Source organism: Massilia genomosp. 1 (assembly GCF_011682185.1).
Classification (GTDB): Bacteria; Pseudomonadota; Gammaproteobacteria; order Burkholderiales; family Burkholderiaceae_D; genus Telluria_A; species Telluria_A rubra.
Genome location: NZ_WHJF01000011.1, coordinates 25,379 through 46,750, shown reverse-complemented (window position 1 = coordinate 46,750; position 21,372 = coordinate 25,379). Strand labels below are relative to the sequence as shown.

Here is a 21,372-nt window from a genome sequence, read left to right as displayed (position 1 = left end):
TCTCCTTACGCGCGCACGGCAAAGGCGTTGACGGCATCGGCCGTCAGCGGGTTGTGTTGACGGGTCTCGAACCAGTAGCGGCGCAGCAGGTTCTGCGCCGTCTTCATGCGGTATTGGCTCGACGCGCGCATGTCCGACAGCGGCGCGTAATCGTGCGCCAGCATGGCCATGGCCACATCCACGGTCGCCTCGCTCCACGCCTGGCCGACCAGCATCGCTTCGGTGCGCGCGGCGCGCTTGGGCGTGGCGGCCATGCCGCCGAAGGCGATCCGGGCTTCGCTCACCACATCGCCGTCGAAGCGCAGCGCAAAGGCGGCGCACACGGCGGAAATATCCTGATCGAAGCGCTTGGCCAGTTTGTAGGTGCGGAACCGCACGCCGGCGCGCGGCAGCGGCACGCGCACCGCCTGGACGAATTCGCCCGCTTGCAGGTCCTTTTTCTGGTAGCCGAGGTACAGCGCTTCCAGCGCCAGCTCGCGTTCGCCGGCGGCGCCGCGCAGCACCACGCGCGCGCCGAGTGCGATCAGCCACGGCATCGAGTCGCCGATGGGCGAGCCGTTGGCGACGTTGCCGCCCAGGGTGCCGGCGTTGCGGATCGGGAGCGAGGCAAAGCGCTGCCACATGCTTGAGAGTTCGGCCGGATAGTGCGCGGCGACGGCCTTGTAGGCTTCTTCCAGGGTGACGCCGGCGCCGATGTCGATCATGCCGTCGCCTTGCGTGACCTGTTTGAGGGCGTCGACGTGGCCGAGGTAGATGATGTCGCCCAGCTCGCGCATCTGCTTGGTGACCCACAGGCCGATGTCGGTGGAGCCGGCCAGCAGCACGGCGTCGGGTTTGTCGGCGCGGATGCGCACCAGTTCATCGAGCGTGCGCGGAGCGTAGAAGGGGGCGCCGCCGGCGCTGTAGGTGGCCATGGCGCCGCGTTGCAGGGGCGCCAGCCGGGCCGCCAGCGCGGCGCGGTCGAAACTCACGGGCGGCAGTTCGCCCATGCGTTTGGCGGCGTCGATGATCGGGCGGTAGCCGGTGCAGCGGCACAGGTTACCCGAGAGGGCGTCGTCGATCTGGCAGCGCGATGGCGCTTGCCCCTCCTGCTTGAGGTACATGCCCCACAGGGACATGACGAAGCCGGGCGTGCAAAAGCCGCACTGGGAACCGTGGCATTCAAGCATGGCCTGCTGCACGGGGTGCAGCAGGCCGTTCGGCTGCTGCACATCTTCGACTGTAAACAGGGCCTTGCCGTCGAGCGTGGGGGTCAACTGGATGCAGGAGTTCACCGCCTTCATCTCGACCTGGCCGTCGGCGCCGAGCGTGCCAATGACGACCGTGCAGGCGCCGCAGTCGCCTTCGGCGCAGCCTTCCTTGGTGCCGGTGCAGTGCAGGTCCTCGCGCAAATGCTGGAGGATGGTCTGCGTCGGCGCGGCCTGCGTGACTTCGCGCACGGCGCCCTGATAGTAAAAACGGATCGGTGTTGACATGCTTGCCTCGGCTTTATCCCAGTCTGCAAGGCTAACACCCAAGGCATCCGTAATTATATCTATTTGGAGATGTCTGTTATCACCCAAAAGCACTATGCCGGGTGGACCGCCCTCCAATGCTCGGCGATATCGATGCGGCGCGTGATCCAGACCTTGTCGTGGCTTTGCACGTAATCGAGAAAGCGCGCCAGCGCCGCCGAGCGCCCGGGACGGCCCACGATGCGGCAATGCAGGCCGATGGAGAGCATTTTCGGCTGGTTCAGGCCATCCGGGTCGCCTTCCGCATACAGCACGTCGAAGGCGTCTTTCAGATAATCGAAGAACTGGGTGCCGGAGTTAAATCCCTGCATGGCGCAAAAGCGCATGTCGTTGGTGTCGAGCGTGTACGGCACCACCAGGTGCGGCGTGACGCCGCCCGCGTGCTCGACCTGCTGCCAGAACGGCAAGTCGTCGCCGTAGTGATCGGCGTCGTAGGCAAAACCGCCATGCTCGACCACCAGGCGGCGCGTGTTGGGCGAGTCGCGCCCGGTGTACCAGCCCAGCGGCGCGGACCCGGTCAGCTCGCGCATGATCTGCACCGCCTCCTCCATGTGGGCGCGCTCGGTCGCCTGGTCCACGTTTTGATAGGAAATCCACTTCAGGCCGTGGCAGGCGATTTCGTGGCCCAGCTGCTGGAAGGCTGCCACCGCTTCCGGGTTGCGCTTGAGCGCCATGGCCACGCCGAACACGGTCAGCGGCAGCTTGCGCCCTTCAAACATGCGCAGCAGGCGCCACAGGCCGGCGCGCGAGCCGTATTCGTAGAGCGACTCCATGCTCATGTGGCGCATGGGAAAGGCCGCGGCGCCGATGATTTCGGACAGAAAGGTTTCAGAGGCGGCGTCGCCATGCAACACATTGTTTTCGCCGCCCTCTTCATAGTTGAGCACGAACTGCAGCGCCACCCGCGCCTGGCCCGGCCAGTGGGGATGGGGCGGCGTGCGCCCGTAGCCGGCCAGGTCGCGTGGATAGTTGTCGTAAGTCGTCATGAATGGGCTCGGGAGGGAAGTGAATGCATGGGAGGTATAGTTCGCATCATATAGCGGCGTTCGCGCGCCGGTATATGATCAGCCAGATAAGATGCCGCATATTGATCATATAGGAACGATGATGGGAAAACTTAGTACGCACGTGCTCGATACAACGCAAGGCAAGCCAGGCAACGGCGTGGTGGTCGAACTGTACGCGCTCACGCCCGGCGGCCGCACCCTGCTCAAGACCGTCACCACCAACCGCGACGGCCGGGTCGACACGCCCCTGCTCGAAGGCGAGGCCATGCTGGCCGGGCGCTATGAGCTGGTGTTTGGCGCCGGCGATTATTTTGCCGCCCAGGGCGTGAAGCTGCCCGAACCGCGCTTCATCGATCAGGTGACCCTGGCCTTCGGCATCGCCGATCCGGCCCAGAATTATCATGTGCCGCTGGTGGTGACGCCGTGGTCGTATTCCACTTACCGGGGCAGTTGAACAACAAGGAAACCATGCGGCGGGCAAAAACTTGCTATTCTTGGGCGACGAGCTACAGGAGAGATAATGTCGCTGCACATCGTTCACTTTATCGGCCCCATCAACCACAGCGCGGTGTGCGCGGTCCGCAATCTCTGCCTGCAAGCCTTGCAAAGCGGCGCCAGCGAGATCGAGCTGCACATGTCGACCGAAGGCGGCAACATGACCGCCGGCTTCGCCTTGTATTTCTTCCTCAAGTCGCTGCCCCTGCCGCTGACCACCCATAACATCGGCAGCGTCGAATCGGTCGGGGTGGTGATTTTCCTGGCCGGCGCCAAGCGCTATGCCTGTCCCGGCACGCGCTTTCTGGTCCATCCCCTGCACTGGGGCTTCGGCAGCCTGGTCGCGGCCGACCATTCGCGCGTGAGCGAGTGGCGCGACTGCCTCGATTTCGATGCCGAACGCTATGCCTGCATCTTCGAGGAAGCGACCAGGCCGGCCGGGGTGCGGGACAATATCCGCACCAACCTGTTCGGCAACGCGCGCATCTACGACGCCACCCAGGCGGTCGAGGCCGGCATCATCCACAAGGCCGTGCAGGCGCGCCTGCCGGCTGCGGGAACCACCTCGCACTGGTGGAACGGCTGACAACGCATGCGCGGATGCAGGGCGAATAGTTGCCGCACTACGTGACGCACATAATTCTAGTCAAACTTGCACGGAAACGGACCTTGACTTAAAATCAGCAGCTCTGCGGTTGCCGTTCCGGCGACGCACCATTCTGGGCGTGGCCCGCTTTCGATGCTCCCCTGTTCTTCTACCGCTGCCGCACGCTGACCCTTGGATACCGTGTCACCCTGGGTGCTTGTCGCCGCGCTGGTCTTGCTGATCCTGTGTTCAGCCTTTTTCGCCATGGCGGAAACGGCGCTCATGGCCGCCAACAAATTCCGCCTGCGCAGCCTGGCCAAGCGCGGCCACCGCGGCGCCATCACCACCTTATGGCTGCTCGAGCGCACCGACAAGCTGCTCTCGCTGATCCTCATCGCCAATACCCTGGTCAACGCCATGGCGACGGTGCTGGCCACCGCCATTGCGATTTTGCTGTTCGGCTATGAAGAGAGCGTCATTGCGATCGCCATCGCGCTGCTGGTGTTCGTGCTGATCGTGTTCGCCGAAATCGCGCCCAAGTTCATCGGCGCCACCTATCCCGAAACCATTTCGCTGGTCGCCAGCACCTTGCTCAAGCCGATGATGGCGGCAGCCAAGCCGCTGATCTGGTTCGTCAACCTGTTCGTGCGCCTGTTCTTGACTATTCTGCGCGTCAAGCCGGCCGACAGCGCCGCCCAGAACCGCGTCTCGCCCGACGAATTGCGCGCCATCGTGCTCGAAGGCGGCAATTTCATTCCGCAAAAGCATAAAAGCATCCTGCTCAACCTGTTCGACCTCGACACCACCTCGATCGAAGACATCATGACCCCGCGCGCCCAGATCGAGGCGCTCAACCTGGCCGTCCCGGTCGCCGAGCTCAAGGCCCAGCTGACCAGGTGCTACCACAACAAGCTGCCCGTGTATGAAGGCGAGATCAACCACATCATCGGGATCTTGCATGTGCGCCATGCGATCGCCCTGCTCAACGCGGAAGATGAACTGACCATCGCGCATTTCCGTGGTTTGCTGACAACACCGTATTTCATTCCGCAGGACACCAGCGTCTTTACTCAGCTACAATATTTTCAAGAAAACAAAGAACGCCTGGGCATCATTGTCGACGAGTACGGCGAAGTGCAGGGCCTGGTCACCCTCGACGATATCATCGAAGAAATGATCGGCGACTTCACCACCTCGGCGCCCGGCGCGGCGCCCAGCGATAACGTCTGCTGGGATGCGCGCGGCGAATGTGTGCTGGAAGGCACGGCGCCCCTGCGCGAGATCAATAAACGCCTGGGACTGGCGTTTCCGCTGGACGGCCCCAAGACCGTCAACGGCCTCATGCTGGAGCAATTGCAGGAAATTCCCGAGGCCCCGATCAGCATGAAAATCGGCAACGTGGCGATCGAAGTCATCCAGGTGCAAAACCAGGCGATCAAGCTGGTCAAGCTGACCCGCCCTCCGGCGCGCTGAGACAGTCCCTAATCAGACTGTCACCAACAATTTCACTCCAACCATAGAAGTTCCAAAAGACTAAAAAACGTTCCATTTTGGCTACGTGGTATGGTTGCCTCCCCCATGCAGCAAACGCTTTACAAATGTGATGCCCGGAGGCATGATCCAAGGCAGTTCGCCGCAACAGTCACTCCTGGACGGCGCTTTGTCGTTCCCCGTACTCTTTAAACCAAGCGCGCATATGGCTGCAGTCCTCCCCAATACGACCCCCGGAACCCCGATGCCGGGCCTGGCCCGCGCCTTGATGCAGGCGGGCCGCCTGAGTGCGCAGCAGGCCGATTCGCTGCACAAGAAGTCGCTGGCGGACAAGAGTCCCTTCATCGATACCCTGCTGCTGACCGGCACCTTCGACTCGCGCACCTTGGCCGCCTTTTGCGCGGAAACCTTCGGCTACCCGCTGATGGACTTGCAGAGCTTTAATGTCGACGCCCTGCCGGCCAACGCCATCGACGGCAAGCTGATGCAAAGCCAGCGCGTGATCGCCCTGGCCAAGCGCGGCAACAAGATGTCGGTGGCCATTTCCGACCCGACCAATATCCAGGCCCTGGACCAGATCAAGTTCCAGAGCGAAGCCTCGGTCGAACCGGTGATCGTGCTGCACGACGTGCTGCTGACCTTGCTGGCCAGCCTGGGCCGCAACGCCGAAACCAGTCTCAACGACATGGTGGGCGAGCAGGAAGAAATCCAGTTCGGCGAGGACGACGCGCCCACCACGGTGATCGACCAGGGCGCGGCGGAAATCGAAGACGCACCGATCGTCAAGTTCCTCAACAAGATCCTGACCGACGCGATCAACCTGGGCGCGTCCGATATCCACTTCGAACCGTTCGAAAAATTCTACCGCATCCGCCTGCGCGTGGACGGCATGCTGCGCGAGCACGCGCAGCCGCCGATCACCATCCGCGACAAGCTGGTCTCGCGCATCAAGGTGCTCTCCAAGCTCGACATTTCCGAAAAAAGGGTGCCGCAGGATGGCCGCATGCGCCTGATCCTCTCGCCCACCAAGGCGATCGACTTCCGGGTCAGCACCTGCCCTACCCTGTTCGGAGAAAAGACCGTGATGCGGATCCTGGACGCCACCCAGGCCCAGATGGGCATCGACGCGCTCGGCTACGATCCAGACCAGAAAGAGTTGCTGCTCGAAGCGATCCAGCGCCCGTACGGCATGGTGCTGGTGACCGGCCCGACCGGCTCCGGCAAGACGGTGTCGCTGTACACCTGCCTGAACGTGATCAACAAGCCCGGCATCAATATTTCGACCGCGGAAGACCCGGCCGAGATCAACTTGCCCGGCGTGAACCAGGTCAACATCAACGACCGCTCCGGCCTGACCTTCCCGGTCGCGCTCAAGTCCTTCCTGCGCCAGGATCCCGACATCATCATGGTCGGCGAGATCCGCGACCTGGAAACGGCCGACATCGCCATCAAGGCTGCGCAAACGGGCCACATGGTGTTCTCGACCCTGCACACCAACGATGCGCCGTCGACCCTGACGCGCCTGATGAACATGGGCGTGGCGCCCTTTAACATCGCCTCCTCGGTGATCATGATCACGGCGCAGCGCCTGGCGCGCCGCTTGTGTACCTGCAAGAAACCGGTCGAGACCAGCCGCGAAATCCTGCTCGCGGCCGGCTTCAAGGACGATGAACTGGAAGGCGGCTGGAAGCCCTACGGTCCGGTCGGGTGCGAGCGCTGCATGGGTGGCGGCTACAAGGGACGGGTCGGTATCTACCAGATCATGCCGATCACCCCGGCGATCGAAAAAATCATTCTGGCGCACGGCAATTCGATGGAAATTGCCGCGCAATCGGAGCTGGAGGGCGTCAAGTCCCTGCGCCGCTCCGGCCTGATGAAAGTAAAGCAAGGCTTGACCAGTCTTGAAGAAGTTCTCGGCTGCACCAACGAATAGGAAAATACAGTATGGCACTCGCTCAAACCAAAACCGCCGCCGCCGCCAAGGAGTCGGTCTACGCCTGGGAAGGCAAGGACAAGACCGGCAAGACCGTGCGCGGCGAACTGCGCGCCGGCGGCGAAGCCGTGGTCAATGTGACCTTGCGGCGCCAGGGTGTGATGGTGACCAAGGTCAAGAAAAAGCGCTATCGCAGCGGTAAAAGAATCACCGACAAGGATATTTCCCTGTTCACGCGCCAGCTGGCCACGATGATGAAGGCCGGCGTGCCGCTGCTGCAATCATTCGACATCGTCGGCAAGGGCCACTCGAACCCCTCGATGTCCAAGCTGATCATGGAACTGCGCGGCGATATCGAAACCGGTACCAGCCTGAACAATGCTTTCCGCAAGTATCCGCTCTACTTCGACCCGCTGTTCTGCAATCTGGTCGGCGCCGGCGAACAGGCCGGTATCCTGGAAGACTTGCTCACGCGCCTGGCGATCTACAAGGAAAAGACCCTGGCCATCAAGGCCAAGATCCGCTCGGCGCTGATTTATCCGGTGTCGATCCTGGGGATCGCGTTCATCGTCACGGCCGTGATCATGATCTGGGTGGTGCCGGCGTTTAAGACGGTGTTCGAGAGCTTCGGCGCCAACTTGCCGACCCCGACCGTCATCGTGATGGATATCTCGGACTTCTTCGTCTCGTACTGGTGGGCGATCTTCGGCTCCATCTTTGCCGGCCTGTACTTCTTCTTCCAGGCCTGGCAACGTTCGGCCAAGATGCAGCGTTTCATGGACCTGGCCCTGCTCAAGGCGCCGATTTTCGGTTCCGTGATCCGCAAGGCGACCATTGCGCGCTGGACCCGCACCCTGGCCACCATGTTCGCGGCCGGCGTGCCGCTGGTCGAAGCGCTCGACTCGGTCGGCGGCGCGGCCGGCAATGCCCTGTACCTGGAAGCGACCAAGAAAATCCAGAACGAGGTCAGCACCGGCACCAGCCTGACGGTGGCGATGCAGAACGCCAATGTGTTTCCGCCGATGGTCACCCAGATGGTCGCCATCGGGGAAGAATCGGGTGCGCTCGATTCGATGCTGGGCAAGGTCGCCGGCTTCTTCGAAGATGAAGTCGACGAAGCGGTGGCCTCGCTCGCTTCGCTGATGGAACCGCTGATCATGGTGATCCTGGGCGTGATCATCGGCGGCCTGGTCGTTGCCATGTACCTGCCGATCTTCAAACTGGGCGCGGTGGTGTAATCGCCCGGCCACGTCGGGAAGGCCAGCCTTCCCGGGCTCACCTGGCCTCGGACACGGTGACATCGCATGACGGATCGCAGCAAGCTGCGGTCCGTTTTCACATGCGCCCGGCCCTTCCCACTCGCTTGCGCACGCATCGCCATTGCCCGCCTACGCCGATGCGCGATGGCGCGCGACGCCGGCGGCGGTCCAAATGCGACAACATCGGCCTTGCGCGCGGTCAGAAGGCCATCGGCCTTCCCCAAAGCGGCGGAAAGCCCCTAAAATAGATTGTTGTACAGAACTGCTTGATCAATTCATAACGTGGAGCATCATGCTACCGGAAACACTTTTGTTCGCCGCCCCCGGCTCCCTGGGCCCGGCCCTCGTCGCCGGCCTGTTCGGCCTGTTGATCGGCAGCTTCCTCAATGTCGTCATCTACCGCCTTCCCAAGATGATGGAGCGCGACTATAACGATTACCTGGCCGGCGAATACGGCTGCGGCTGCGGCACCCGCAAGGCGCACACCGACACCTTCAACCTGATGGTGCCGCGCTCGGCCTGCCCGCATTGCGGCCACAAGATCGGCGCACTGGAAAACATTCCGGTGATCAGCTACCTGATGTTGGGCGGCAAGTGCAAAGGCTGCAAGGCGAAAATTTCGCCGCGCTATCCGCTCATCGAACTGGCCAGCGGCCTGCTGTCGGCCCTGCTGGTGTGGACCTTCGGCAGCGACTATACCGGGCTGGCCACCTTGGTCTTCCTGTACCTGCTGATCGCGATGACCTTCATCGACGCCGACACCCAACTGCTGCCCGACGAGCTGACCTATCCGCTGCTGTGGATCGGCCTGTTGCTCAATATCCAGGGCCGCTTCGTGCCGCTGCAGGACGCCGTCATCGGCGCCGCGGTCGGCTATCTGGCATTGTGGTCGGTGGCGACCTTGTACGAGAAGCTGCGCGGCCAGGTCGGCATGGGCCATGGCGACTTCAAGCTGCTGGCCGCGCTCGGCGCCTGGATGGGCTGGAGCATGCTGCCGAGCGTGATCCTGATTTCGTCGGCGGTCGGCTCGCTGGTCGGCATCTGCCTGATCGTGTTCGGCGGGCGCGAGCGCAACGTCAAGATTCCCTTCGGTCCCTACCTGGCGGCGGCCGGCCTGATCGTGATGATATACGGCAAGCAAATCGCCGGCGTGACCGATGTCGTCATCAAGCACTGGGTCCAGTAAAGTGCATAGCGCGTCGGATAGCGCGTCGCCTGGCGCGTCGCATAGCGCGTCGCCTGGCGCGGCACAGCGCGGCAAGTTCAGCGTCGGCCTGACCGGCGGCATCGGCTGCGGCAAGACGGCCGTCTCCGACCGTTTCGCCGCGCTCGGCGCGAGCATCATCGATACCGATCTCATCGCCCACGCCCTGACCGCCCCCGGCGGCGCTGCCATGGATGCCCTGCTGCAAGAATTCGGCCCGGCCTTCGTCAGCGCCGACGGCGCCCTCGAGCGCGTGCGCATGCGCGAACTGGTGTTTTCCGAGCCGCCCGCCAAGGCGCGCCTGGAAGCGATCCTGCATCCGCGCATCCGCGCCGCCACCGCGGCGGCGGCCCGTGTTGCCAGCGGTCCCTATCTGATCTACGTGGTACCGCTGCTGGTCGAGTCCGGCGGCTGGCGCGAGCGGGTCGACCGCGTGCTGGTCATCGATTGCCCCGAAGAAATGCAAATCGCGCGCGTGATGCGCCGCAACGCCATGAGCGAAGCCCAGGTGCGCGCCATCATGGCCACCCAGGCCAGCCGCGCCGAACGGCTGGCGCAAGCCGACGATGTGCTGTCCAACGATGGCGGCCTGGACGCCCTGGACCGTCAAATTGCTCTATTGCATGCCCAATATCTGGCATTTTGCGGGAGAATGGCACGATAACCGGTGCGGCGTTTGTAATTTTGCCTCGCTTGGTTCAGAATCACGGAATTCTTCTCCTGCCATGTAAAGGGATGTCATTTTGATCGTCTACGAATACCCTTTCAACGAGCGCATACGCACGTTGTTGCGGCTGGAAGACCTGTATGAGAAGTTCAAGTTCTTTGTGCATCAGGAACATGCAATGCAGCATCACGTTGCCCTGGCCACCATTTTCGACATGCTCGAAGTGGCCGGCCGCGCCGATCTCAAGAGCGACCTGCTGCAGGAACTCGAACGCCAGAAGCAAAGCTTGCTGAGCTACCGGTCGAATCCGAACGTGGCGGCCGACATGCTCGACGCCGTCCTGCTCGAGGTCGAAACGGTCAGCGCCGCCCTGGTCGCAGCCCAGGGCAAGACTGGCCAGAACGTGCGCGACAACGAATGGCTGATGAGCATCCGCGGACGCACCATCATTCCCGGCGGCGCCTGCGAATTCGACTTGCCGTCCTACTACGCCTGGCAAAAACGCCCGGCCGAACAGCGCTTCAACGATATCGTCAACTGGTTCGCCCCGCTGGCGCCCCTGTTCGACGCCCTGGCCCTGGTGCTGCGCCTGTTGCGCGACTCGGGCGGCCCGGTCAAGATGATCGCCATCGCCGGCAGCTACCAGCAAATGCTCCAAGGCAAGGTCTATCAGATGTTGCGCCTGACCATGGATGAGTCGATGGGGGCGATCCCCGAGATTTCCGCCAACAAGTACATGTTGTGGGTCCGTTTCACCACGCAGGGCGGGGATTTGAAGCCCAAGCCGCTGGAAGAAGACGTCCCGTTCGAGCTCACGCTCTGTAATTTCTAACTGTTTGATGTTGCCATGACCGTTGTCAGCTGCCCCACCTGCGCCAAAAAGGTCGAATGGACCGAGGCCAACAAGTTCCGCCCCTTCTGTTCGGAACGTTGCAAACAGATCGACCTGGGCGCCTGGGCCGAGGAAAAATACACCATTCCCGGCGCCGCCCCGTCCGACCCCTTGCTCGACGACGAGAACCTGCCCCAGTAGCGTCGTGTTCGCCACAGCGGCGGCAAAACGCTTACAATGACTGACCTTCCCACTTGCAAAGGATGCAACGTCATGGCAATGCCACGGGCATACCGATGAGACTCGACCGTTTCATCAAAGAGCGCATGGAAGCCATCCTGACGGAGTGGGAGGCGTTCGCCCAGACCCTGCTGCCGGCCGCCAGCCAGATGACCGACCTGGCGCTGCGCGACCACGCGCGCCAGATCCTGCAGGCGATCGCACTCGACATCGAAACCTCGCAGAACCCGCAACAGCAGATCGCCAAGTCGCAGGGCCGCGCGCCCGACACGGTCGAGGGCGAGAGCGCCGCCTCGATCCACGGCGCGCTGCGCCAGGCCAGCAATTTTTCCCTGCTCCAGCTCAGCGCCGAATACCGCGCCCTGCGCGCCACCGTGCTGCGCCTGTGGCTGCCGCAGGTACAACGCATGACGTCCGACGTGGCCGACGAAATGGTGCGCTTTAACGAAGCCATCGACCAGGCCCTGGCCGAATCGGTGGTGACGTATTCGGCGCGCGCCGACCACATGCGCGAACTGTTCCTGGCTATCTTGGGGCACGACCTGCGCGCGCCGCTGTCGAGCATGTCGATGGCGGGCGAGCTGCTCAGCCGCCAACGGGTCGACGCCACCCAGGCCGCCGAAATCGGCGGCAGGGTCAAGCGCGGTGCGCGCCTGATGAGCAGCATGGTCGATGACCTGATCGGCTACACCCGCACCCAGCTCGGCGGCGGCATGCCGACCGTGCTGCGCGAGGTCGACCTGGGCGACGTCTGCCGCGCCGCGCTGGCCGACGCCCACGCCACCCATCCGGCCACGCGCTTCGAGATCGAGGCCGACGAGGCGATCAAAGGCCAGTATGACGCCGTGCGCCTGCACCAGTTATTGACCAACCTGATGGTCAACGCCGCCCAGTACGGTACGCGCGGCGCCGCCGTGCGCATCGTCGCGCGCGCCCATCCGGACGCGCTGACGGTGGCCGTGACCAATGACGGCCCGGTGATTCCGCCCTCGGCGCTGGAGAGTATTTTCAGTCCGCTGATCCAGTTGCCGGGCGAGGGCGAAGCCGAGGCACGCCCGCGCACCAGCCTGGGACTGGGTTTGTTCGTCGCGCGCGAAATCGCCGTGGCGCATGGCGGGACCTTGAACGTCACCTCCAGCGTGGAGTGCGGCACCACTTTCACGGCCCACTTGCCGCGCGCACCGAAGGCGCAGCTGGCCAACGCCTGATCCGGCGCGCGCAGCAAGCGCACCGCAAGCGCGCTTATTTGCCAGGCGCCACAGGGCGCGCCGACACGAATCCTGTCACCGGCGCACGCGCCGGCGCTACCGAAAAAGGCACCGACACAACACATCCGTGCGGATTGCTGGTGTACAGCTTGAGCCGGAATGCGGAGCCGCTATGGCGCACCACGCGCTGGTCGAACAGGTAGGCCTTGACCGGCACCGAGCTGCGTGCCTTGACGACCAGCTTGCCGGCCGCACTAGCCTTATGGGCAGACGGGCGCGCCAGCGCCCTCCAGGCCGGGGTGAAATCCTTGAACTCGATGCGCGTGTCGCGCGCGGACACCACCAGCATCTTGCGCTGGCCGGGCATTTGCTCGAACTGGCCTGCCAGCTCGACTGCCGGGCCGAGATGGTAGTTGTGAAATTCAAACGTCCCCATGAACCGGCCCTGCTGGTCGACGCTCCCGTGCTTGAGCACCAGGGTCGCGCCCGGAGCGATGAATTCCTCGCCTTCGCATTCTTCCTCGGCCAGCGCCGGGGCAGCGCCCGTCAACGCAGCCAGCAATGCCGCTGCGACTGGCACGCGCGCCCACATCGCCTTCATGGCGTCATTTCTGCTTCGTTTTGACATCGGTTTCCTCGATCCAGCCAACCATCGGCGGCACCGGATCGGATACCAGGCGCGTGACCGGCCTGGGTGCGCGCACGGCCGTAAACGGCAGCGAGACCACGCAATGGCGTGGCGCGCTGGAATACAAGGTCAAGGTGAATGCGGCGCCGTCCTTGCGCACCAGGTCGCGGGGGAAAAGATAGGCGTCGAATTGCACCGCCCTGCCCTGCTTGACGCTGAGCGCGTGCGGACGCGGCAGGTAATGCGATATCGCACCGAACAGCAGCATATCCCAGCGACCGTTTACATCCTGGAAGTCGATCCAGGTATCCGGCGGCCCCACCATGAAGCGGCCACCGCGCCGTTCGCCCGGCACGGCCAGCGCCGGGCTGATAGCATCATTGCGCAATTCAAACACGCCGATGAATTCCCCGCGCTTGTTCAGGTACGAGCGCTTGAGCACCAGCGCGGTGCGCGCGCCGCCGGCCCCGCTGCGTTCGCAGGCTGGGTCCGACGCACCGAGGTGGGCATGCGCCGCCAGCGGCAGCGTCAGGGGCAGTGCGAATGCCAGCGCGATGGCGCAAACCCGCGCCGTGATCCCCCTTGTGATGTCGATGAGACCCTCGCGCCGTCAGTTGCAGGTGTTACTAATTTTCGTCAACACGGCGCGGCTCCTGGCACGCATCGGCGCTGCTGCGCCCTTCGACGCCGCAGGCGCTGACTTGTTCGCAAGGGCACCCTGTTCACTGGCCTCGCGATAGATTTTCGCCATTTCTTTCTGCGCCTGCAACAATTCGGCCAGTTGCTTTTCAAGTTTGGCACGCGCCTCCGGCACCGGCGTCTGTTTGATTTGCGTTTGCATCATCTGAATGATGGCCGACATATCGGGCGCGCCGCCAGCAGGACGGCCGGACGGCATGTCAATCAGGTATTCCCATTGCTCGGCGCTCAGCTTGCGGATCGTGGTCGTTGTCAGGCCCATGCTGCACTCTGCCGTCATGATGGCGCCATCCTGCGTTTCCTGCATGCGTTGATTCTTGCAAGCGCCCGGAAGCAGCGGCAGCAGCTGGACGACGTCGCTCTTTTGCCACGACTTGATGCACTGGGTTACCGGCGGCGCGCCCTTGAAGGTGCGCTTGTTCTTGAGCGCGCCATCGGCGTAGTGTTCGGCGTGGACATCACCGCTCGCGCCATCGCTGTGCTGCCTGAACTGCGGCTGCCCGTTTGCCATCTCGATGCGGCCATCGAAATCGACCCGGTACAGGCCCGGCTCGGGCGTGACGTGACTCATCGGCGTAGCCAGGCAGGCCGGCGCCGCCAGCACCGCCGCGCATCCCAGCACGGCCGTCCACAACAGCGGGCGCATCAGCGAACCACCATTTCGACCCGGCGGTTGCGCGCGCGTCCGGCGTCGTCGCTGTTGCTCGACGTGGGCGAGAGATTGGCCACCCCATGCGCCTGCAAGCGCGCCGGCGCAATGCCGTAGCGGCCCGTCAGGCGCTCGACCACGGCCTGGGCACGCTTGCGCGACAAGGCCAGGTTGGCGTCGATCGCTCCCTGGTTGTCGGTGTGACCGACGATCAGCACCTGCAACTGCGGGTCATCCTTGAGCGTCTTGGCCATCTGTTCGAGCGTGGCGCCCGATTCGGGCTTGATCGCGGCCTGGCTGGTATCGAACAGCACGCCGTAGAGCGCAATGCGCCCTTCGCGTTTGAGCGCGCTGCCGATGGCGGCCGCGTCGACCGTGACCTTGCCCTGTTCGACCGTGGCAGCTTCCACCACCTGCACGTATTGCAGGACCTTGTCTGCCGTGCCCTTGTTGCCTGCGTCGCCCTCGCGCAGCGCTACCTGGACATCGACCGGCCCATGCGGGCCGCTTTTGCGCGCATGGATGTAGTGAAAGCCCGGCTTGTATTCGAACATGCGGATGACGTGGTAATCCGACTTGTCGTTGCCGACCCAGCGCGCGGCGATCGGCCAGCGCACCAGGATGTGCTGGACCTTGTCCGCTTCGCAACGCGCCACCTCGCATTCGTAGACCGGCTGGAAGCCGGCGTTGCGCAGCGCGCTCTGGTAGTTGCGAAACACTTCGAGCGCGCTGCGCCCCGCCGGTCCCCAGTAGGCGCGGGTGGCGACCTTGCCTTCGATAATTTGCTCTACCGGCCGGCCCTTGCCCGGCTCGAGCATGGGGGCGGTGCCGACATTGTCGTCGCCGTAGGTGTACAGCGTGGAGCCGGCGTAGCGCGAGATGAGCGGATGATCGCTGCCTCCCGGCTTGTCGGCGTCGACCCGGTTGGCGTTGGCGCCGGCGGCAGGACCGGCACACAGCGCGGCGAGCAGCACCAGCAGGCAGCGTGGCTGGTTTGTCTTGTATCGTAGTATCACTTGTAGTTCCCGCAGAAATAACTTGTTGCCAGTATCTTATTATAAAACCATCAACAATACCATCCCGCGGACGCGCGCCTCAGGGCCGGTAGCGTTCGATGGACAAGCCCTCGGTATCGATCTCGGGCGCGCGCCCCGACACCAGGTCGGCCAGCACCCGCGCCGAACCGCACGACATGGTCCAGCCCAGGGTGCCGTGCCCGGTGTTGAGGAACAGCTTGCGGTAGCGGGTCGGCCCGATCACCGGCGTGCCGTCCGGCGTCATCGGGCGCAGCCCGCACCAGAAGGTCGCCTTTTCCACGTCGCCCCCGCCCGGAAACAACTCGCTCACCGCATGCACCAGGGTGGCGCGGCGCGCCTCGTGCAGGCGCAGGTCGTAGCCGGCGATTTCGGCGGTGCCGCCGACGCGGATCCGCTCGCCCAGGCGCGTGATGCCGACCTTGTAGGTCTCTTCCATGATGGTCGACTCGGGCGCGCTGGCCGCGTCGATGATCGGCAAGGTGATCGAATAGCCCTTGACCGGATACACCGGGATCTTGATCCCCAAAGGCGCCAGCATCAGCGGCGAATAGCTCCCCAGCGCCATGACGAAGGCATCGGCCTTGAGTTCGCCCAGCGAGGTATCGACCGCCGTGACGGCGTCGCCCTCATGCAGCAGGCGCCGGATCTCGACCTTGTTACGAAAAACCACGCCGAGGCCTTTCGCCATCTGCGCCAGCGCCTGGGTGAACTTGAAGCAGTCGCCGGTTTCGTCACAAGGCAGGTGCAGGCCGCCGACGATCTTGCCGCGCACCCGCGCCAGGGCCGGCTCCACCGTTTCGCAGCCGGCGGCGTCGAACAGCGCATGCGGCACGCCGTAGCGCTGGAGCACCGCGATATCGTCCTGGGCTTCATCCAACTGGCGCGGATTGCGGAACACCTGCAAGGTGCCCTTGCTGCGATGGTCGTAGGCGATGCCGGTCTCCTCGCGCAGCGCGATCAGGCAATCGCGGCTGTACTCGGCCAGGCGCACCATGCGGCTCTTGTTGACGGCGTAGCTGGCCGGATTGCAGTTGCCCAGCATCTGCATCAACCAGCGCCACATGCGCGGATCGAACGAGGGGCGCACCACCAGCGGACTGTGTCGCATGGCCAGCCAGCGCAGCGCCTTCATCGGAATGCCCGGCGCGGCCCACGGCGCGGCCATGCCCGACGAGACTTCGCCGGCGTTGGCGAAACTGGTCTCCAGCGCGGCGCCGTCCTGGCGCTCGATGACGGTCACTTCATGGCCGGCCCTGGCCAGGAAATAGGCCGACGTGGTACCGACCACGCCACTACCGAGCACGATAATTTTCACGGACTTCCTTGCGGTGCGTTGGTTTGCCGAAGCGGCAAATACAGGTGAAAAAGCTTACGGGTAGCGCACCTGGTCGAGGCATGCGAGCAGCGGAATGGTGGCCGGCAGCAGCGGCGACACACCCACCACGCCCTGCCACGCAAAGGCCTGCCCTTCGAGGCTTTGCGGTTCGCCCCGCCACTGGCGGCAGATAAAGAAGTGCAGGCGCACGTGCGCGTGTTCGTACACGTGCTCGACCCCGCACCATTCGCTCGCGCTCAGGATATGAACGCCAAGCTCCTCGACGAATTCGCGTTTGAGCGCGTCGAGCAGGGCTTCGCCGGTTTCCACTTTCCCACCCGGGAATTCCCAATAGCCGTCGTACGGTTTGCCGGCGGGACGCTGGCCAAGCAGCACGTCGCCATTGGGTTTCATCAAAATGCCGACCGCGACATCGATCGGTTTTTTACTGGTCGATTCGGTCATTCGGGCAGCCTTCCCGCGTAATCGCGCGCGAACTGCCACGCCACCCGGCCCGAACGCGAACCGCGCTGCAAGGCCCATTGCAGGGCCTCGGGGCGCGCTTGCTCGATCTGCTGCGCGCTGCAGCCGAAACTGGCCAGCCAGTGCGCCGCGATGTCGAGATAATCATCCTGCTTGAACGGATAGAACGAGAGCCACAGGCCGAAGCGCTCGGACAGCGAAATGCGCTCTTCCACCGTTTCGCCCGGATGCAGGTCGCCGTCGTCACCATGCTTGTAGCTGGCGTTGTCGCTGGTTTTTTCGGGCAGCAGGTGGCGCCGGTTGGAGGTGGCGTAGATCAGCACATTGTCCGACTGCGCCGCGATCGAGCCGTCCAGCGCCACCTTGAGCGCCTTGTAACCGGCTTCGCCTTCTTCGAACGAGAGGTCGTCGCAAAAGATGATGAAGCGCTCGGGGCGTCCGGCCACCAGGTCGACGATGTCGGGCAGTTCGGCCAGGTCGGCCTTGTCGACTTCGATCAGGCGCAGGCCGTCGGCGGCGAACTGGTTCAGGCAGGCCTTGATCAGCGACGACTTGCCGGTCCCGCGCGCGCCGGTCAGCAGCACATTGTTGGCCGGGCGCCCCTGCACGAACTGGCGCGTGTTGCGCTCGATCTGCTGCTTTTGCGGCCCCACGTTGTGCAGGTCCGACAGCGCGATGGTGGCCGCATGCTGCACCGGCTGCAGGTAATTGACGGTACTGCCGGGGCGCTTGCGCCAGCGGAACGCGGTGCCCGAGCGCCAGTCGGGCATGCGCGGGTAGGCCGGCGGCAGCACCGCCTCGACCCGCTGCAGCAGGGCCTCGGCGCGGCGCAGGAATTGTTCGAGTGGCGTCGTCAAGGCGCGACTCAGGAACGGTAGTCGGCGTTGATGGTCACGTACTCGTGCGACAGGTCGCAGGTCCAGACGGTGGCGCTGTGGGCGCCGCGTCCCAGGCGCACGCGCACGGTGATTTCGCTCTTTTGCATCACGCGCTGGCCGTCGGCTTCCTGGTAGGCCGGATTGCGCCCGCCGCTTTTGGCCACCAGCACGTCGTCGAGGTACAGATCGAGCTTGGTGACATCGAGGTCGTCCACGCCGGCGTAGCCGATCGCGCACAGGATGCGGCCCAGGTTCGGGTCGGACGCGAAGAACGCGGTTTTCACCAGCGGCGAATGGGCGATCGAATAGGCGATCTTGCGGCACTCTTCCATGTTGCCGCCCTCTTCCACCGTGACGGTGATGAACTTGGTGGCGCCTTCGCCGTCGCGGATGATCATCTGCGCCAGCGAACGGGCGAGCTCGGTCACCGCGGTTTTCAGTTCGGCGTATTCGGTCGAATCGGTGTTGGCGATGGCCAGGCTGCCGGTGCCGGTGGCGATCAGCATGAACGAATCGTTGGTCGAGGTGTCGCCGTCGATGGTAATGCAGTTGAACGAATGGTCGGCCGCATGCTTGACCAGTTCATTCAAGACGTCCTGCGACACTTTGGCGTCGATCGCCAGGTAGCCGAGCATGGTGGCCATGTTCGGGCGGATCATGCCGGCACCCTTGCTGATGCCGGTCATGGTCACGCTGTGGCCGCAGATGTCGACCGTGCGCGAGGCCGCTTTCGGCTGGGTGTCGGTGGTCATGATCGCCTCGGCGGCGTTGAACCAGTTGTCGGCTTTCAGCTTGCCGATGGCCGCCGGCAGCGCGCCGATGACTTTGTCGACCGGCAGCGGCTCGAGGATCACGCCTGTCGAAAACGGCAGGATCTGGTGCGGCTCGCAGGCGAGCAGCCTGGCCAGCGCGGCGCAAGTGGCGTTGGCGCTGGCAAGGCCGGTCTCGCCGGTGCCGGCGTTGGCGTTGCCGGTGTTGACCACCAGCGCGCGGATCGGCGCGCCGCCAGCGGCGACAGCCGCCAGGTTGGCTTTGCAAACCTGCACGGGAGCGGCGCAAAAGCGGTTGGTGGTGAACACGCCGGCCACGGTGGCCGTGTCGGCCAGCTTCATCACCAGGATGTCCTTGCGGTTGGGCTTTTTGATGCCGGCTTCGGCAAAACCGATCTCGATCCCGTTGACGGGCTTCAGGTCGGCGGCGACGGGCAGAGGGGAATTAACGGCCATGGCGGATTCTCTAGCGTGGAAGTGGGAAGACGCTATTGTAACGCTTGAAACGATATGCGGGAGGCAACTGCAAGCGGACGGCGGACGGGCGCCGCAACACCGCCCCATCGATGCGGCAGACAACTTATAGTAGCATTGAAATATTGCTATCAAATCAAGCCGGATGCGCCTTGAATCAATCATCGCAAGGGAGCGAACATGGGTTCTTTTTACACCAGCCACACAGTGCGCGGTCCGCGCCAGCAGGCCGTGCTGGCCCACCTGAACGAGCGGCGCGCCTTCGTCTCGCGCGAGCAAGACGGCAATCTCACGGTGCTCGACGAGGCGAGCGAATGCCAGGACCCGCAGGTGCTCGGGGCGCTGGGGCAAAGCCTGTCGGCCTTTTTCGCCTGCCCGGTGCTGGCGCTGCTCAATCACGATGACAATTTCCTGTACCTGGAGCTGTACGAGAACGGCGCGAAGACCGATCAGTACAACTCGAATCCGGCGGCGTTTTCGGAAGATGACGAGGATGGATTCGGCGTGCCGCAAGGGGGCGACGCGGCGCGCCTGTGCGCCGCGTTCGGCGCGGCCGATGTCGGCGCGGTCGAGGCGGTGCTGCGCGACGAGTCGTTCATGATGGCGGTGGAACGGCACGAACGCCTGGCCGAAGCGCTCGGCCTGCCGGCGTTCTCGGTGGGACTCGGTTTCACCTATGCCGAGGCCGACGACGGGGTGCCGGAAAACTGCTTCGTACGCAGCGCCGCGGCCGCGTAGGCGGGCGCCGGCCCGCTGCGATGCGCTGTGATTTATTTACCCGCCGTGGAGATAATCCGCGGCCTTGTCGACCATTGAAAGAACCGTCATGACAATCATTGCGCGTATGTTCGTGGGGATGCGCGCTCTCCTGGTGCTGGCCGGCCTGTCGGCGAGCCTGTGCAGCCATGCCGCCTTTGCGGCCGGAAACGAGGGTGCGACCTTGGACGCGGAAATACGCGCCCAACAAGGGATCGCACAGCAAACCTCGCGCTATGTGCTGGCGGGCGACTTCGAGCGCCTGGAAGCGCTGCACCTCAGGCTGAACCGGCCCGGCGAGCGCACCCCGAGCGGACTCTGGAAGCTCTCCATCTTTTACAATCAGCTGCGCAGCTTCCGCACCCAGGTCCCGGACATGAATGATTGGCTTGAGATGCAAGGCCAGGCCAATCAGTGGCAGGCCCGCTATCCGGACTCGGTGCCGGCACGCTTGCTGGACGTGTACGTGAAACTGGAACTGCTGGAGCTAACGCGCGCCGGCCGCCCCCTCGGCAAGCTGAAGGCAGTGGAGCGCCGCATCCTCGATGCCTACGCGATCAAGGCCATGCAGATGCTGGAAGATACCCGGCGCCTCGCCGTTCAAGCCAACGACCCGGAATGGCAGCGCGCCATGCTCAACGTGGCGCCGTACATGCGTAATATGTCCGCCGACGGCTACCGCGAAAAGGTGCGGGAGGCACTGGCGCGCCACCCGGACTATCACGAGGCCTACTTCACCGCCGCGCTTTACTCGCAGCCGCGCGGGGGCGGCACGCGCGATGGCGTGGCGCGCCTGGCCCGCGACGCCAGCCATGCCGGCGGCAAGGAATCGCCTTCGATGTATGCGCGCATTTTCTGGGCCATGGACCAGCGCGCGTATCAGGGCCGCCTGTTCGATGCCGGCGGCGCCGACTGGCCCAGCATGCGCGCCAGCTTCGAGCACATGGTTGCGCAGTACCCGGCCGCGTGGAACCTGAACGGGTTCGCCTACTTTGCCTGCATGGCCAAGGATTACAAGACCATGGACACCCTCGTCGAACGCATCGGCCCCGGGCTGTTCCCCGCCCTCTGGGGCGCCGCTGGCAAGGCCACGTACGCGCGCTGCCTGGCGCACCAGGCCCCTGCCGCGGCGCGCCTGTAGGGCGTCGTGCGCCCGAGCGGCGTCATCCCTTGCGTTTTCGCAGATCGTAAAGAGTTGCACGCTGTCATTATTTCCCTGCCGTGGATGCGTTTCAAGGCGCGATCCG

Annotated in this window: 22 protein-coding genes; 12 read left to right on the top strand and 10 right to left on the bottom strand. The window is 64.1% G+C overall.

Annotated features, from left to right (window positions below; genetic code table 11):
- Positions 1 to 5: 5 nt before the first annotated feature.
- Both xdhA and puuE read right to left on the bottom strand, forming a co-directional pair.
- Positions 6 to 1,475, bottom strand: coding sequence for a xanthine dehydrogenase small subunit (gene xdhA / locus F1735_RS06350; protein ID WP_167236145.1), 1,470 nt, complete (start codon positions 1,473 to 1,475; stop codon positions 6 to 8).
- Between the two features lie 92 nt (positions 1,476 to 1,567).
- A complete protein-coding gene (gene puuE, locus F1735_RS06345; RefSeq protein WP_167236144.1) occupies positions 1,568 to 2,500 on the bottom strand; it encodes an allantoinase PuuE in 933 nt (310 codons plus the stop codon).
- Between the two features lie 121 nt (positions 2,501 to 2,621).
- On the opposite strand from puuE, the gene uraH reads away from it, so the two are divergent.
- From uraH to F1735_RS06295, 10 genes are all read left to right on the top strand, one after another.
- Positions 2,622 to 2,975, top strand: coding sequence for a hydroxyisourate hydrolase (uraH, locus tag F1735_RS06340; RefSeq protein WP_167236143.1), 354 nt, complete (start codon positions 2,622 to 2,624; stop codon positions 2,973 to 2,975).
- 66 nt (positions 2,976 to 3,041) lie between these two features.
- A complete protein-coding gene (locus F1735_RS06335; protein WP_167236142.1) occupies positions 3,042 to 3,602 on the top strand; it encodes an ATP-dependent Clp protease proteolytic subunit in 561 nt (186 codons plus the stop codon).
- A 192-nt stretch (positions 3,603 to 3,794) separates the two neighbouring features.
- Positions 3,795 to 5,075 (top strand): HlyC/CorC family transporter, encoded by a 1,281-nt coding sequence (locus F1735_RS06330; protein WP_167236141.1) that lies wholly within the window; start codon positions 3,795 to 3,797, stop codon positions 5,073 to 5,075.
- Positions 5,076 to 5,298: 223 nt separating this feature from the next.
- The gene (gene pilB / locus F1735_RS06325; protein WP_167236140.1) at positions 5,299 to 7,026 is read left to right on the top strand and encodes a type IV-A pilus assembly ATPase PilB; all 1,728 of its coding nucleotides are present in this window, start codon (positions 5,299 to 5,301) and stop codon (positions 7,024 to 7,026) included.
- A gap of 11 nt (positions 7,027 to 7,037) precedes the next feature.
- The gene (locus F1735_RS06320; protein ID WP_167236139.1) at positions 7,038 to 8,264 is read left to right on the top strand and encodes a type II secretion system F family protein; all 1,227 of its coding nucleotides are present in this window, start codon (positions 7,038 to 7,040) and stop codon (positions 8,262 to 8,264) included.
- A gap of 313 nt (positions 8,265 to 8,577) precedes the next feature.
- Entirely contained in the window at positions 8,578 to 9,471 is an 894-nt protein-coding gene (locus F1735_RS06315) for a prepilin peptidase (RefSeq protein WP_167236138.1), read from the top strand.
- 88 nt (positions 9,472 to 9,559) lie between these two features.
- Positions 9,560 to 10,153, top strand: a complete 594-nt coding sequence (gene coaE / locus F1735_RS06310; RefSeq protein ID WP_229505657.1) for a dephospho-CoA kinase — start codon at positions 9,560 to 9,562, stop codon at positions 10,151 to 10,153.
- A gap of 79 nt (positions 10,154 to 10,232) precedes the next feature.
- Positions 10,233 to 10,988 carry a cell division protein ZapD gene (gene zapD, locus F1735_RS06305; protein WP_166894242.1) on the top strand — a complete coding sequence of 252 codons (756 nt, stop codon included), beginning with the start codon at positions 10,233 to 10,235 and terminating at the stop codon, positions 10,986 to 10,988.
- 15 nt (positions 10,989 to 11,003) lie between these two features.
- Positions 11,004 to 11,189 carry a DNA gyrase inhibitor YacG gene (yacG, locus tag F1735_RS06300; RefSeq protein WP_167226460.1) on the top strand — a complete coding sequence of 62 codons (186 nt, stop codon included), beginning with the start codon at positions 11,004 to 11,006 and terminating at the stop codon, positions 11,187 to 11,189.
- 95 nt (positions 11,190 to 11,284) lie between these two features.
- Positions 11,285 to 12,436: a sensor histidine kinase gene (locus tag F1735_RS06295; protein ID WP_167236136.1), complete on the top strand. Its 1,152-nt coding sequence runs from the start codon at positions 11,285 to 11,287 to the stop codon at positions 12,434 to 12,436.
- Between the two features lie 34 nt (positions 12,437 to 12,470).
- Here the strand turns inward: F1735_RS06295 and F1735_RS06290 are convergent, their stop codons facing one another.
- The 8 genes from F1735_RS06290 to argJ form a co-directional block, all read right to left on the bottom strand.
- The gene (locus F1735_RS06290) at positions 12,471 to 13,064 is read right to left on the bottom strand and encodes a hypothetical protein (RefSeq protein WP_167236135.1); all 594 of its coding nucleotides are present in this window, start codon (positions 13,062 to 13,064) and stop codon (positions 12,471 to 12,473) included.
- Positions 13,042 to 13,506 carry a hypothetical protein gene (locus tag F1735_RS06285; protein ID WP_167236134.1) on the bottom strand — a complete coding sequence of 155 codons (465 nt, stop codon included), beginning with the start codon at positions 13,504 to 13,506 and terminating at the stop codon, positions 13,042 to 13,044. Before F1735_RS06285 ends, F1735_RS06290 begins: the two co-directional genes overlap by 23 nt.
- A gap of 168 nt (positions 13,507 to 13,674) precedes the next feature.
- A complete protein-coding gene (locus tag F1735_RS06280; RefSeq protein ID WP_167236133.1) occupies positions 13,675 to 14,409 on the bottom strand; it encodes a hypothetical protein in 735 nt (244 codons plus the stop codon).
- On the bottom strand, positions 14,409 to 15,428 hold the full coding sequence (locus F1735_RS38205; protein ID WP_167236132.1) for an OmpA family protein: 1,020 nt from the start codon (positions 15,426 to 15,428) through the stop codon (positions 14,409 to 14,411). The genes F1735_RS06280 and F1735_RS38205 overlap by 1 nt, the downstream gene beginning before the upstream one ends.
- Before the next feature lie 79 nt (positions 15,429 to 15,507).
- Positions 15,508 to 16,764 carry a D-amino acid dehydrogenase gene (locus F1735_RS06270; protein WP_167236131.1) on the bottom strand — a complete coding sequence of 419 codons (1,257 nt, stop codon included), beginning with the start codon at positions 16,762 to 16,764 and terminating at the stop codon, positions 15,508 to 15,510.
- Positions 16,765 to 16,818: 54 nt separating this feature from the next.
- The gene (locus tag F1735_RS06265; RefSeq protein ID WP_167236130.1) at positions 16,819 to 17,229 is read right to left on the bottom strand and encodes an NUDIX domain-containing protein; all 411 of its coding nucleotides are present in this window, start codon (positions 17,227 to 17,229) and stop codon (positions 16,819 to 16,821) included.
- On the bottom strand, positions 17,226 to 18,104 hold the full coding sequence (locus tag F1735_RS06260) for an ATP-binding protein (protein WP_167236129.1): 879 nt from the start codon (positions 18,102 to 18,104) through the stop codon (positions 17,226 to 17,228). Before F1735_RS06260 ends, F1735_RS06265 begins: the two co-directional genes overlap by 4 nt.
- Before the next feature lie 8 nt (positions 18,105 to 18,112).
- The gene (gene argJ, locus F1735_RS06255) at positions 18,113 to 19,351 is read right to left on the bottom strand and encodes a bifunctional glutamate N-acetyltransferase/amino-acid acetyltransferase ArgJ (RefSeq protein WP_167236128.1); all 1,239 of its coding nucleotides are present in this window, start codon (positions 19,349 to 19,351) and stop codon (positions 18,113 to 18,115) included.
- Positions 19,352 to 19,549: 198 nt separating this feature from the next.
- On the opposite strand from argJ, the gene F1735_RS06250 reads away from it, so the two are divergent.
- Positions 19,550 to 20,107 (top strand): hypothetical protein, encoded by a 558-nt coding sequence (locus F1735_RS06250; protein ID WP_167236127.1) that lies wholly within the window; start codon positions 19,550 to 19,552, stop codon positions 20,105 to 20,107.
- An 88-nt stretch (positions 20,108 to 20,195) separates the two neighbouring features.
- Positions 20,196 to 21,266 carry a hypothetical protein gene (locus tag F1735_RS06245; protein WP_167236126.1) on the top strand — a complete coding sequence of 357 codons (1,071 nt, stop codon included), beginning with the start codon at positions 20,196 to 20,198 and terminating at the stop codon, positions 21,264 to 21,266.
- Positions 21,267 to 21,372 lie beyond the last annotated feature (106 nt).